Here is a 13554-nt window from a genome sequence, read left to right on the forward strand (position 1 = left end):
AATAAGCCGATGCCCCATACCATAAGGTTAACTACGAATCTACGCCTGTGAATGTCCTTATTGTAATTCGAGTATATTTGATCCGGTGCCTGAAATTGTTAAAACTAAAGAAAGACGTCTATCGACGTATCTTCTAAGAAGACAGACCGCCTTTAGCGGAAATTTTTCTTGCGAGATCAGGAAGCGGATGCTTCGAATCTTATACGTATTCTGATCTCTAAAGAAAGACGTCCATCGACGTATCTTCTAAGAAGACAGACCGCTTTTAACGGAAGTTTTTCTTGCGAGATCAGGAGGCGGAGGCTTCGAATCTTATACGTTCTGATCTCTCCAAAAAAAGCCCCCAGCCGGTTCCGATGAACCGGACAAGGGGGACTTCTTTTTATGTGCTGGTAGTTAGTGGCATCATTTCTCGGGAAATAGTACCAGCTTATGAAATCACAGCAGATCGGCTGCGAGCTGGGCCAGCTTGGAGCGCTCGCCTTTTTCCAAGGTAATGTGCCCGCTGATCCCTTCCTGCTTGAATTTCTCCACGATATACGACAGACCGTTGCTCGATGCATCCAGATACGGATGATCGATCTGCTCAGGGTCCCCCATCAGGATAATCTTGCTTCCCTCCCCTACCCTGGAGACGATCGTTTTTACTTCGTGGCGGGACAGGTTCTGGGCTTCGTCCACGATGATAAACTGGCCGGGGATGGAGCGTCCGCGGATATACGTGAGCGCCTCGACCTGAATGCTGCCCAGACCCATTAAAATTTTATCGATATCGCCCGACTTTTTCGTATCAAACAAAAACTCCAGGTTGTCGTATATCGGCTGCATCCACGGACGGAGCTTCTCTTCTTTTTCTCCGGGCAGATAACCGATATCCTTGCCCATCGGAACGACAGGCCTTGCGATCAGCAGCTTTTTGTATTTATGTTCATCTTCGACCTTCATCAGCCCGGCTGCCAAGGCAAGCAGCGTTTTGCCCGTACCCGCCTTTCCGGTAATCGTTACGATCGGAATATCGTCGTTCAGCAGCAGCTCCAGCGCCATGCGCTGCTGTGCGTTACGCGCGCTGATTCCCCATACGGAATCATTGCTCAAAAAGAGCGGCTCCAGCCGGAGCGCATCCGCATTCACCTTCAGCAAGGCCGATTTCGTGCTCCCCATCTCGTCCTTTAGGATGACGAATTCATGCGGATACAGCGGATAAGGCAACTGCAGCGGCTTGATGGACAAAAAACGGTACGAATAAAACTCGTCGATGATGGAAGGGTGCACCTTAAGCGTAGAATATCCGGTATACAGATCTCCGGGACCTACGGTGCGGTCGGATAAGTAATCCTGGGTCACCAGACCAAGCACGTCCGCCTTGATGCGAACGAGCACGTCCTTGCTTACCAGCACTACCGACGTCGGGTCTTCCTTGCCCTGCTCCTCCAGATGATAATTTAAGGCGACTGCCAAAATGCGGTTATCATTGGACATTTCGCCGAACATTTCTTGTACTTTCACAAAACTGCGGTGATTCAGCTCCACTTTCAGGCTGCCTTTGTTTTCCAGAAGCACCCCGCTGTGCAAATGGCCGCCGTTTTCCCTCAATCCGTCCAGCAGGCGGGACACCGTCCGCGCATTTCTCCCGATTTCGTCGGCATTCCGTTTCTTGGAGTCTATTTCTTCCAGAACGACGGCCGGAATCACGACTTCATGTTCATCAAACGCAAATATCGCCCGGGGATCATGCAGCAGCACATTGGTATCCAGTACAAATATCTTTCTCATACTTTCTCCCTCCACTGAACTCATAATAAACACATAAATTATTTCGTCATGGACATCCTAAGTTACAACCCGTCATGCCAATTTATGACCTGGAAAGGACGATCACATATGAGAATGTTTTTGCTCGTTGTGTTAACTATGGCTCTACTGAGCGGTTGTAATCATCAGAACACTGCATCACCCTCTCCTCAAAGTCAACAGGGGCCGACAGCCGCATCAACCGGCGACCATCACCGCCTTTCACTCCGGTCTACAGGAAACACGGCCGTGCGTTCTGCAGAAGATACAACGGACCTGGCTTTAAAAGACCATTTGGAAAACATCGCCGAAAAGGTGAACGGTGTGAAAAAAGCGCATGCAGTCGTGTTAGGCAATACTGCCGTTGTAGGCATCGACGTAGACGGCAATTTGACGCGTTCCCGCGTCGGAACCATCAAATATACCGTTGCCGAAGCACTCAAAAAGGATCCTCGGGGCAAAAACGCCCTCGTGACGGCCGATATGGATTTGTCCAGCCGGATTGCCGAAATCGGTCAGCATATTCAAAAAGGGGAACCCGTATCGGGATTCGCTTCCGAACTGGCGGATATTGTCGGCCGGATTGTGCCGCAGCTCCCGCGCGATGTCAAATCGCGTCAGAACAGCCCTTCTTCGCCAAGCCCAACCCGCTAAAGCATAGGACAGGCGAAATACCAGCCGAATCAACAAATTTTGCAAAAAAAGAAAAAAGCCCAGTGATCAGATCACTAGGCTTTTTTGCATGGCGCGTCAAAACATACACCGGATTCAGCAGAAGTCGGCACAGAGAGATGAACGGCTGGTTGACGTTGCATTTCATATATTGGAGTCCACTTCGTAACCGTCTCGGACATCGCACTGACCTCCTGTACAGGTTCCATTGTACTCTAGTATATTATATGTCGTCCCAAAACTTGCACCCAACTTTACGGATTCGAGCTTTCATCCGCTGAAGTACCGGCTTCCACGGCAGCCTTGCCTGCAAGCTCGTCCTTCAATGCCTGCTTTGCTTTATCCAGCTCGTCATCGTCTACATACACATAAGGACTTTTCCAGTTGCCGGTAATCGGCATGAATTTGACGTCTTCTTTTTTAATTTTCCAATAAGTTGCAATTATGTTCTTCAATTGATCCTTCTCGATGTCGGTTTCCATGTTGTTATTCATGGCATCCAGCACTCCGCCCAGGCTCGTGACGCCCTTGAACGTCTGCATCTTGTCGATCAGGGAGTGAAGAACTTCGTTCTGTCTGCGGTTGCGGTCAAAATCGTCGGAAGCGTCCGTTCTCGGACGGCAGTTGGACTTCCGGTAGCGCACAAAATCGAGCGCCTGCTTCCCGTTCAGTTCCTGCTCACCCTTCTTCAGGTTGATGTCCGTTCCGTCGGCTTTATCCCGGTAGCACATGTTCTTGTCGACTGTCACGTCAACGCCGCCCAGTGCATCTACCGCATCACGGAAGGCCTGGAAATTCAGCACCGTCACGTAATCGATATCGATGTCCAAATACTTGGAGAACATTGTCTTCATCTCATCGGTCGCCTTGATGCCGGATTGCTTCTCATCAGCCAGAAAATTCGGATAATAGGCATTGGCCTTGTTCTCCCGGTAGCCCTTCAGCTCGATCTTGGTATCGCGCGGAACCGAAACTACCGTTGCCGATTTCGTATCCGGATTAAAGGCAGCGATCATGATGACGTCAGACAGGTGCGTCTTCGTCTCCGGACGATAGTCCGTTCCAAGCAGCAGCATTGTAATCGGTTTGACCTTGGCGGATTGGGAAGGAGCGACCGGTGCATCTACACCTGTGTCCAGAACGCCATGATCCGCTTTATAGTACAAATATCCCGCGTATCCCGCTACGGCGAGTACAGCTATTATAATCAGAATCAATACGAATTTCAAAAACGTTTTGAACCCGCTTTTCTTCTTTTTCTTCTTTGGAGGCACTTTCCCTTTCGGGGTGCCGCCATGAGATCTTGGAGGTAGACTCGTATTGCTGGGACTCATCTCAAACACCTTTTTCATTTATTTTGAGGTAATCTCTCTATAAACGATGACAACCTTCGTAATGTTGCAAAGAGCCGGGCCACAGCGGGCGTATTAGACCCGCTTGGCAGCCGCTTCGGCTTTCTTCTTCTGCCGCGCTTCCACGAAATAGCGGATGCGCACCGTGAACATCAGAGCTACCGCGACAAGCAGACATTGGATGATCGGAAGCTTGTCGTGCTGAAAAATCAGCAGCATCCCGGAGCCGATGGCCATCAGAATATACAGCAGAATCTCTTTGAGAAGCGGAAGCTTCTGTTTGACCCGAAACACCTTGTTGTATACATAGGTGATCAGCACAAAGATGATGATATAGGAGATAATCGGATGCGCTGCTAACCAAGCTTGCACGGACAGTTCACTCCTTCCAGAAATGAGGTGAGGACCTTACCCGGATTACATGTTGGCTTCTGCCATCTTGCGGTGCTTCTCGGCACGTTCGCGCTCACTCTTGTTCAGAATCTTCTTGCGCAGTCGAACCGATTTCGGCGTGATTTCACAATACTCATCGTCATTCAAATATTCAAGCGCCTGCTCTAGAGAGAATAGACGAGGCGTCTTCATTTTTACTGTATCATCTTTCGTCGCGGAACGCACGTTTGTCAGCTGCTTCTCTTTGCAGATGTTAACAATGATGTCGTTATCGCGCGTATGCTCGCCGACGATCATGCCCTCATAAATTTCGGTTCCCGGCTCCAGGAACAGGATGCCCCGGTCTTCAACGCCCATCATGCCGTAGAAGGTGCTCGTTCCGGTTTCGCTGGAAACCAGCACGCCCTGATGGCGTCCGCCGACTTGGCCGCTGTGCAGCGGGCCGTAGCTGTCAAAGGCATGGTTCATGACGCCATAACCACGGGTCAGCGTCAGGAAGTGCGTACGATAACCGATCAGACCGCGTGCGGGAATCAGGAACTCCAGGCGCACCTGTCCGCTGCCGGTGTTGACCATGTTCACCATTTCGGCCTTGCGGGAACCGAGGCTTTCCATGACCGCGCCCATGCTCTCTTCAGGCACATCGATCAGAAGGCGCTCGATCGGCTCCATCTTGGCTCCGTCGATTTCCTTAACGATAACTTCAGGCTTGGAAACCTGCATTTCGTACCCTTCGCGGCGCATGTTCTCGATCAGGATGCCGAGGTGAAGCTCGCCGCGTCCCGACACGATAAACGCATCCGGGCTGTCCGTCTCCTCAACGCGCAGGCTGACGTCTGTCTCCAGTTCCTTCATCAGACGCTCACGCAGCTTGCGGGACGTAACCCACTTGCCCTCGCGTCCGGCGAATGGGCTGTTGTTGACCAGGAACGTCATCTGTAAGGTTGGCTCATCAATCTTAAGAACCGGCAGTGCTTCAGGATGGTTCGGATCGGCGATCGTCTCCCCGATATTGATGTCCTTGATTCCGGCGATCGCGATGATGTCGCCCGCACCGGCTTCTTCCTGCTCCACGCGCTTCAGTCCTTGGAAGCCGAACAGCTTCTCGATCCGGGCGGATTTGCTCTTGCCGTCGCGCATGATGACCGTAACGGCTTGGCCTTGCTTGATCACGCCGCGGTTAACCCGGCCGATCGCAATCCGGCCAAGGTACTCATTGTAGTCCATCAGAGTAACGAGGAACTGGAGCGGCTCATCAACCTTCTCTGTCGGAGAAGGAATGTGCTCGGTAATCGTTTCATACAGGGCCAGCATGTTGTCGTCCTGCTTGTCCGGATCCAGGCTCGACGTTCCGTTCAGCGCCGAAGCGTAAACGACCGGGAAGTTCAGCTGGTCGTCGTTTGCTTCAAGCTCGATGAAGAGGTCGAGCACTTCGTCAATAACTTCGGCCGGACGGGCTGCCGGACGGTCGATCTTGTTGACGACGACGATCGGCGTCAGATTCGCCTCAAGCGCTTTGCGGAGCACGAATTTGGTCTGAGGCATACAGCCTTCATATGCGTCAACGACGAGCAGTACGCCGTCGACCATCTTCATAATCCGTTCCACCTCGCCGCCGAAGTCGGCGTGTCCCGGGGTGTCCACAATGTTAATCAGAAAATCTTTATACGTAATGGCCGTGTTCTTGGCCAGGATGGTAATGCCGCGTTCGCGCTCCAAATCGTTGGAGTCCATGGCGCGTTCCTGCAGGTGTTCGTGTTTGGCGAATATTCCCGATTGCTGCAGCAACTGGTCAACTAGGGTCGTCTTGCCGTGGTCGACGTGCGCAATAATCGCAATGTTGCGAATTTTATCTCTTGAATGCATGGCTTTTATCCAGATCCTTTCCCTTTCAAATCGTAACGAAGTCTTTCAACAAATGAAGCGTCAGGCGGTAGCGCCGACGCTTCTACATCCCTTATATTATAATGAAGTTTCAGAAAAAAACAAGTGTTTTACAGAAAATAGAAGGCCTGATTTACCAGCCGCTTTTCCACTTCCGGTTTCTGGATTTCCCCCTTCCGGCAATCAGCCAAATGCCCAAGGCAATCAGAAGCACGGCGAGGATATAGATCACCGCGGTATGAAGAAGGCTGAAGAAGAACAGCACCAGCGAAGCCAGTCCCAAAATGACGGAGGCAGGAAGCAAGGAGGACGGACGGGGCTTTTCAAACAGGTAATACTCGTACATCCCGACCGCGATCCCGAGCAGAAGGGCGGGCCACAAGTAGGACATCAGCCCCCAGCTGATCGTGCTGCACAGTAAAAATAGCAGCCCGTACACCGTCAAAATACCGCCGGGTACAAGCACCGTGGCACGCGCCCGGTTGCCGAAAAACAGCATATGCAGAACCAGTCCGGGAATCAAAAGGACCAGCGGCCACAGCGTGCGGCCCAAAAAACCGAAAACTCCAAGCTTGCCAAGCAAAATGACGATTCCAGCAATGACAATGAACAGGCCCAGCTTCAAGTCGTTCCTTGAGGACATTCTCCCACCCTCTTCTCTATTGCCGTCCCTTACGCCATACGCAAAAAACGACATATTTTCATCTTTAGTTTATCTGAAACGTGTAAAAAAAACCAGATTGCGCCTGTAATTTTTTAGGCACTGCAGGCCAAAATAACCCTGCAAAGGAAAGGTCCTGCCGCAAGACCGGATTATTCCCATACTTTGCAATTTTTTATGGTTCAAAATAAGAAAAAACCGGGTTAAACCCGGCTTTCAACGAGATTGTCCTGCTTATGAACGCGGCCGCAGCAGCAGCTGCTTGATACCGCCGGAGACGATCACCAAGCCGGCCAATACGCCGGGAATGAGATGGTGGAATTCCGGCAGAGATGCGGAGAGAAGAGCCCCAAGCCTGTGGTCCTGGAGGATCATCTCACCGGCTGTATAAGCTAGAATGCCCGCCCCGATGTACACGAGCACCGGGAAACGGTGAAGCCAGGTGACGATCAAATTGCTGCCCCAGACGACGATCGGTATGCTTATCGCAATGCCGATCACGATCAGTGCGAGATCGCCGTTGGCGAGTCCGGCAATAGCAAGTACGTTGTCAAGGCTCATAATGAAATCCGCTGCAAGAATAGTCCTGACCGCTTTCCAGATGGTAGAGGATTCCTGCAGCCGGAGCTCATCCTTGTTTTCGATCAGCAGATTTAAGGCGATCCAGATGAGCATGAACCCGCCGACCGCCTGAACATAAGGGATTTTCAGCAGAATGACCGCAATAAAAGTCAACAGGCACCTTAGGATAACAGCGCCGAGCGCTCCCCACCATACCGCCTGTTTACGCTGCTTCTCCGGCAGGTCCTTGCTCGCCAGAGCAATCACAACGGCATTGTCACCGCTTAGGACCAAATTGATCATAAGGATCTGAATGAGCAGCCAAATCGATTCCAAAGGCCAACACCTCCACTCTACATCTATGTGCGAGTTGGCCAGGCTATGCTTGACTTCACATGAAAAATTAGCCTATAATGAATCGATTTGCTATTGAACTCCGTATACAGTCATAATAAGGAGTGACCTGATTTGGACAGTGTAATAGAATTTTTAGTTAGTTTGATCAAAATCGTCTTTTTGGATTTAATATTGGCTGGCGATAACGCCATCGTAATTGGCCTTGCTGCGAGGAATCTTGCTCCCTCGACTCAGAAAAAGGCTATTTTTTATGGAACCGGAGGCGCAGTCCTGCTCCGGATCATTGCGACGATCGTCGTCGTCTGGCTGCTGAAAGTGCCGTGGCTGCTTGCCCTGGGCGGTGTCTTGCTCGTATGGATCGCCTACAAGCTGCTGGCCGATAATGACGATCACACGGACATCAAGGCAGGCCAGACCTTATGGGGAGCTGTACGGACCATTATCGTGGCAGATGCTGCGATGGGGCTGGACAATGTAATCGCCGTGGCCGGCGCAGCCGAGCAGAATATCATCCTCGTCATTCTCGGACTGCTTATCAGTGTTCCGATTGTCGTTTGGGGAAGCACCCTGTTTATTAAGCTGATTAACAAGTTTCCATGGATTATTTACCTTGGTTCGGCGGTACTCGGTTACACGGCATCCAACATGATTACGGAAGAAAAGCGTTTTGCTCCGTTTTTTGAACAATATCCGTTCCTGAGGGTGCTGTTTATCGTGATCGTCGTCATTGCCATTCTCGCCCTCGGATACCTGAAACGCGCGTCGATGAAGAAACGGAAAGACGAACATTCGTATAGTTAGAACACACATGTCCGGCTTGTTGTCATACAAAAGGAGGCTCTTCAATGAAGAGCCTCCTTTTTTTGTTTCCTAATCCTCTGAGCTTTAGAACCAATCCTCGTTAACGCCGCCTGTTTCTTCTTCCTCTCCAATCACATAATCCTTGGTGAGCACCAAAGTTTCGGTCCGCTCAAAGGCGTCTTGGATCAGCTCGGGGAGCTTCTCGATCGACGCCTCCACGTTCTCGACGACCCGCAAATTCGGATTCGTCGTCGGTGACTTGGGCACGAACAGGGTGCAGCAGTCTTCATAAGGAAGAATCGAGGTTTCGTATGTGCCGATCTCTTTGGAAATCCGAATGATCTCGTTTTTGTCCATCATGATCAGCGGCCGCAGAAGCGGCAGCTCGGTCGCCCGGCCGATCACGTTCATGCTTGGCAGGGTTTGGCTGGCGACCTGCCCGAGGCTGTCTCCGGTAACGATCGCAAGTGCCCCTTCACGCTTGGCCAGCAGTTCGGCAATTCTGAGCATCGAACGCCGCATCAGGGTAATGATCAAATTGTCCTGTCCAATGCCGGTAAAGGACGTCTGCACTTCGGTAAACGGCACCAGATGAATCTTGATCTCCCCTGCATAACCTGAGAGCACCTTCGCCAGCTCGATGACCTTCTCTTTGGCAAGCCGGCTTGTAAACGGGTAGCTGTAGAAGTGAACGCACTCCACTTCCAGCCCTCTGCGCATGGAGGACCACCCTGCGACCGGGCTGTCGATTCCGCCGGAGAGGAGCAGCATGGCCTTGCCGTTGCTTCCCCGCGGAAATCCGCCGACGGCGGGAATCGTCTGACAGAATATATAGGTTCCCTGCTCGCGGATCTCCACATGCAGAGTGAGCTCGGGATCCTTCATGCTCACTTTTAACAGAGGATACTTCTTCAGCAGCGGCGCACCCACCAGATGGTTCATTTCATGGGACGAGTGCGGGAAAGCCTTCCACACCCTCCGGGCATGAACTTTAAAGGTTACTTCTTCCTCCATGTCCATCTGCCCGAGAAATGCCGAAGAAGTTTCCACAATAGATTCCAGCTCCGTAGAGCTGACGACAACCGGGCTGATGGACGTCAGCCCGAATATTTTTTGGAGCGAGGCAATCAGCGGTTCCGGCTCTTCTCCGTTCAGTTCAACGTACAGTCTTCCGTACTCCTTGCGAATTTTCGCTTTTGGAAAATCCTTAAGAACGGACCGGATATGCGAGATCACCGCATTTTCGAAGCGCCCGCGGTTTTTTCCCTTGAGTGTAATTTCTCCATAGCGGAGCAGAAGCATATCATATTTCAATGGATTTCATTCCTTCCTGTCATTAAAGGCGTCAGCCGTTCGACCGCATCCTGAAGCGCGTCCTTCAACCGCTCTACATCATTCTTGGTGTTGGTAAGCCCCATGCTGATCCGGATTGCGCTGGAGGCCTCCTCCTCGCTCCGTCCCATCGCAAGCAGGACACGGCTTGGCTCCGACGTCTTGGAGGAGCAGGCCGATTTGGTGGACACGAGCATGCCGTGCTCCTCAAGCGAATGCAGAAGGACCTCGGCTTTCATTCCGGAAAAGGACACGTTAACGATATGCGGCGCCCCGTCTTCGTCGCTGTTCAGCGCAAGGGCCGGCATCGTTCGGATAAATGCGAGCAATTCGTCCCGCAGTGCCCCGACTTGCTCACCGAAAGTCCCCAACTGTTCTTTAGCCATCCGCATGGCTTTCGCCATGGCGACAATCCCCGGATAATTTTCCGTCCCCGAGCGCATGCCGGACTCCTGCTTGCCTCCCGACAGCAGCGGATGAAGCTGAACGCCTTCCCTTCGAAATAATACGCCGGCTCCTTTGGGGCCGCGGATTTTGTGTGCCGATAACGTATATAAGTCCGCCTGCCACGCCTGCAGGTCGACATGCAGCTTGCCGAAGCCCTGAACACCGTCCACATGGAACAGGGTCAGCGGGTTGCACTGTTTAATGATTCGTCCCGCCGCCTCCAGCGGCTGCACGGCTCCAGTCTCATTGTTTACATGCATGATGCTGACCAGGATGGTGTCCTTTCTAATGAGGCTGCGCAGCTGGTCCGGATGGATCCGGCCATTCCTGTCCACATCAAGAAAGGTTACCTCGAATCCGTGTTCCCGAAGATATAAACAGCTGTCGTAGACGGACGGATGCTCCGTTGCAGTTGTTATGATGTGCTTGCCCCTACCGGCATATTGAAAGGCTGTTCCTTTAATGGCCATATTGTTGCCTTCCGTTGCGCCCGAGGTCAAGATGATCTCGGCCGGTTTAACTCCAAGGGCGGCGGCGCATACTTCCCGGGAACGCTTGATTAGCTTGGCAGCGTCCTCGCCCATCCGGTGAATGGATGAAGGATTGCCGTAATGCTGTCTCATCACTTCCGCCATCGTCTGGATCACTTCTTCGTAGGGTGGCGTACTTGCCGCATGGTCCCAATAGATCATCACGTTTCCTCCTTTACACGGATCACCCGAAGCAATATAAAGAGATCAAACATCGGAAGAAGCGCTTCATATCGAGCCGCTTCCCGTTCTCCCGAGTTTGATCCCGTAACTTACAACGCTATGCGATTGGTATTAACCTTCATATTTTGCCCTGGCATCCGCAATTTTACGGATATAGTTCCTTGTTTCTGCAGGAAGCCGGTCCAATTGCTGCATCAATTCGGCATCGGTCGAAACTCCGAGTTTGAGCACCCGGTTAGGCCCCGCATTGTATGCCGCCAGCGCCATATTTTCCTGCCCACCGAAGCGGCTCAGCTGATACGAAAGGTATTTCGTGCCGGCATCGATGTTCTGCGCCGGGTCGAACGGATCGCTGACCCCGAGTCCCTGTGCCGTGCCGTCCATCAGCTGCATCAGGCCTTTGGCCCCCGCAGAAGATACGACATTCGGATTAAAGGTGGATTCCGTCTCGATGACGGCCTTGATTAGCGATTCAGACACTCCGTACTTGCGGCTTGCCTGTTCAATCAAGTCGTTGTAAGCGGTCGATTTGCCGGAGCCGGAATCGGAATGCACCGGCTTGGATACCTCGCCAACATGTTTCACCGGCGAGGTGTTCGCCTCTCCCAGCTGCTGCCACAGCAGGCCGTCACTCCACGATACGCCGGGCACCGTCGGTTGTACGGAAGCATCGATTTCTGCAGCTGCCGCGCTGGAGTCATCCAGCATCTGGTTCAAAATAACACCAAAATCAGAGGTGCTGCCATTCTCGATAATGTCCTGGAGAAGCTCGTCTCTATTTTGAATACGGCTGTTGTCCTGCATTGCCAACAACTGCTGCGCTGCAGCCGGATCGATTTGCATCATCTCAAACCTCGTTTTCCTCATAATCTCGTCCATGCGGATTGGATTTATTTTACCATGATTCCGCCGTCTTGCGCCAGACCTCTTCCAAAAAACGCTGACATGAAAAAAGCGCCCTCAGCCGCTTCATGAGCAGCCAAAGACGCTTTATGCCCGTTTGATTTACCGGGCGAACGGAACCAGCACGAAGTAGCTGATCGTTGCCAGAATGCCGAGACCCATCGCCCATCCGCCCCATACCTTGCTGCCTTGGCTGTACGCATAAAAGCCGATGACCGCAGCCAGTGGGCCCAGGATAATGGACCACATAAACAAGGACAGGACGCCGAAGCCTACACCGACATAACCGGCTGTACGTCCATAGTTTTGAACGGCGTTCCGGTTTTCGGCATCATCCGAGGTACGGACCTCATCCCTGCGGACCGATGGTGCCGGAGCTACTTCTGCCGCATACTCCTCGCGGTCTTTTTTGTACAAATCCGTTCTCTTCACCGCGGCATCCGCCTTCCGGTCGTCCCGGACCGAATATCCGGCCGCACGGCTTGTGACTTCAGGGGATGTCACCTCTGATGCATACTCCTCTTTATGGGCGTCCCTGCGCGGATAATCGGTACGGATCCGTGTGGCGATCGCCTGCCGGAACTCGTTATCCCGGGTTGCAGAGGGAGTCCCTGCTTCAGCTGCATATTCTTCTCGGTGATTCGTGCGGGAAACGTTATTCGTTGAAACGGGAGTGATTCCTTTTCCTGCGAATGGGCTGTCCGTCTTGTGTTCCTGCTCTCGTTTGTTGAATTCATCCATGATTAGAAGCCTCCTCACGACTGATGGATAAGTGCATAAATGGAGTCGGGCGCTTGAATTAAGAAGTTTTGGGTTTGAAGGTCAGGCAGCAGGTAGCCGAAGAATTTACAGCCCGGTCTTTGTGCTCTCCAAGCTCGCTGCCGTACTCCTCGCTGTACTTGGCGGAGGCGTGCTTGTCGATTTCGATCAGGATTTGCTCGGCTTTGCAGACGTTCTCTTCCCCCCAGTAACTGCAGTTGCTGACACTGCATTTTACGTAGGTTCTTGGATCCTTCATTATTTATCACCTCAAGCTTCATTGTCCCCTGCTCCATATCGGCGTATCCCTGCTGCATCTTGTCAGTTGATGGTCGTCATGAGGAAAATAAAAAAAGATGCCATCATCAGGCATCTTTGGTGTAATCGTATAAGGTTTAAGCGTGCGAACGCTGGTTGTGCATCCGGCGCTCCGTTAAATAATCGCTTTCGTAATAAGTCAGATCATCCCGAAGCTCTTCATATACTTTGGTGATATCGAGAATGATGTCTCTTACCGGCCGAACCGGTTTTACCCGAAAACGGATAGCATCCTGTCCCGTGTATGCATAACGCCCATCTTCGGAATAGCTTTCGCTTTTCGGATAAAAGAAGTTGTTAACGCAATGATGATACACATTATAGAGAGCTTTTTCAGCAAAATCATTGTCAAAATTGGCACGGCGCAACGCAATTCCCAGTTTCTCGGCTGATACTTCGGAGAAAACCAGAAGATGCCGCAGGTCAGACAAAAATCCTTTGTAAAATTGCAGCGTTTCCTCATTATTGTCTGGCGCAAGCTGCGGAATCGAATTCTCATTGAGGAATTGTTCCAGTTTCTCGATCGCGGATTTCAGCTTCTCTTTCGTGGTCTCACACAATTTTTGAACATTACCTGCTGACATAGCTAATTAGCTCCCCCTTAATTTGT

14 protein-coding genes are annotated in these 13554 nt (G+C 51.8%); 2 read left to right on the top strand and 12 right to left on the bottom strand.

The window, feature by feature from the left end:
• Positions 1-438 precede the first annotated feature (438 nt).
• The gene (locus tag GCU45_RS06720) at positions 439-1773 is read right to left on the bottom strand and encodes a PhoH family protein (protein WP_116229524.1); all 1335 of its coding nucleotides are present in this window, start codon (positions 1771-1773) and stop codon (positions 439-441) included.
• A 114-nt stretch (positions 1774-1887) separates the two neighbouring features.
• Here GCU45_RS06720 and GCU45_RS06725 point away from each other — a divergent pair, with 114 nt between their 5' ends.
• A complete protein-coding gene (locus tag GCU45_RS06725; protein ID WP_280117551.1) occupies positions 1888-2445 on the top strand; it encodes a YhcN/YlaJ family sporulation lipoprotein in 558 nt (185 codons plus the stop codon).
• A gap of 272 nt (positions 2446-2717) precedes the next feature.
• Here the strand turns inward: GCU45_RS06725 and GCU45_RS06730 are convergent, their stop codons facing one another.
• From GCU45_RS06730 to GCU45_RS06750, 5 genes are all read right to left on the bottom strand, one after another.
• Complete coding sequence (locus tag GCU45_RS06730) at positions 2718-3797, bottom strand: LCP family protein (protein WP_152398430.1); 1080 nt, start codon at positions 3795-3797, stop codon at positions 2718-2720.
• A gap of 93 nt (positions 3798-3890) precedes the next feature.
• Positions 3891-4187 carry a YlaH-like family protein gene (locus tag GCU45_RS06735; RefSeq protein ID WP_076169828.1) on the bottom strand — a complete coding sequence of 99 codons (297 nt, stop codon included), beginning with the start codon at positions 4185-4187 and terminating at the stop codon, positions 3891-3893.
• A gap of 45 nt (positions 4188-4232) precedes the next feature.
• Positions 4233-6074 (bottom strand): translational GTPase TypA, encoded by a 1842-nt coding sequence (gene typA, locus GCU45_RS06740; protein WP_145947479.1) that lies wholly within the window; start codon positions 6072-6074, stop codon positions 4233-4235.
• Positions 6075-6225: 151 nt separating this feature from the next.
• Positions 6226-6735 carry a hypothetical protein gene (locus tag GCU45_RS06745; protein WP_105444515.1) on the bottom strand — a complete coding sequence of 170 codons (510 nt, stop codon included), beginning with the start codon at positions 6733-6735 and terminating at the stop codon, positions 6226-6228.
• Positions 6736-6987: 252 nt separating this feature from the next.
• A complete protein-coding gene (locus tag GCU45_RS06750) occupies positions 6988-7650 on the bottom strand; it encodes a TerC family protein (protein WP_152398431.1) in 663 nt (220 codons plus the stop codon).
• A gap of 132 nt (positions 7651-7782) precedes the next feature.
• Here GCU45_RS06750 and GCU45_RS06755 point away from each other — a divergent pair, with 132 nt between their 5' ends.
• Entirely contained in the window at positions 7783-8472 is a 690-nt protein-coding gene (locus tag GCU45_RS06755) for a TerC family protein (RefSeq protein WP_152398432.1), read from the top strand.
• 84 nt (positions 8473-8556) lie between these two features.
• Here the strand turns inward: GCU45_RS06755 and thiI are convergent, their stop codons facing one another.
• The 6 genes from thiI to GCU45_RS06785 all read right to left on the bottom strand — a co-directional run bounded on the left by thiI (position 8557) and on the right by GCU45_RS06785 (position 13528).
• A complete protein-coding gene (gene thiI / locus GCU45_RS06760; protein ID WP_152398433.1) occupies positions 8557-9786 on the bottom strand; it encodes a tRNA uracil 4-sulfurtransferase ThiI in 1230 nt (409 codons plus the stop codon).
• Complete coding sequence (locus tag GCU45_RS06765) at positions 9783-10943, bottom strand: cysteine desulfurase family protein (protein WP_152398434.1); 1161 nt, start codon at positions 10941-10943, stop codon at positions 9783-9785. The genes thiI and GCU45_RS06765 overlap by 4 nt, the downstream gene beginning before the upstream one ends.
• Positions 10944-11075: 132 nt before the next feature.
• Positions 11076-11807, bottom strand: a complete 732-nt coding sequence (locus GCU45_RS06770) for a lytic transglycosylase domain-containing protein (RefSeq protein WP_152402859.1) — start codon at positions 11805-11807, stop codon at positions 11076-11078.
• Positions 11808-11969: 162 nt separating this feature from the next.
• Entirely contained in the window at positions 11970-12608 is a 639-nt protein-coding gene (locus tag GCU45_RS34480; protein WP_341874543.1) for a hypothetical protein, read from the bottom strand.
• A 58-nt stretch (positions 12609-12666) separates the two neighbouring features.
• The gene (locus tag GCU45_RS06780; protein WP_076169821.1) at positions 12667-12885 is read right to left on the bottom strand and encodes a DUF1540 domain-containing protein; all 219 of its coding nucleotides are present in this window, start codon (positions 12883-12885) and stop codon (positions 12667-12669) included.
• A gap of 136 nt (positions 12886-13021) precedes the next feature.
• Positions 13022-13528 carry a YpuI family protein gene (locus GCU45_RS06785; protein WP_116229516.1) on the bottom strand — a complete coding sequence of 169 codons (507 nt, stop codon included), beginning with the start codon at positions 13526-13528 and terminating at the stop codon, positions 13022-13024.
• Positions 13529-13554: the final 26 nt, after the last annotated feature.

This window comes from Paenibacillus cellulositrophicus (assembly GCF_009363095.1).
In the GTDB taxonomy this organism is placed as follows: domain Bacteria; phylum Bacillota; class Bacilli; order Paenibacillales; family Paenibacillaceae; genus Paenibacillus_AQ; species Paenibacillus_AQ favisporus.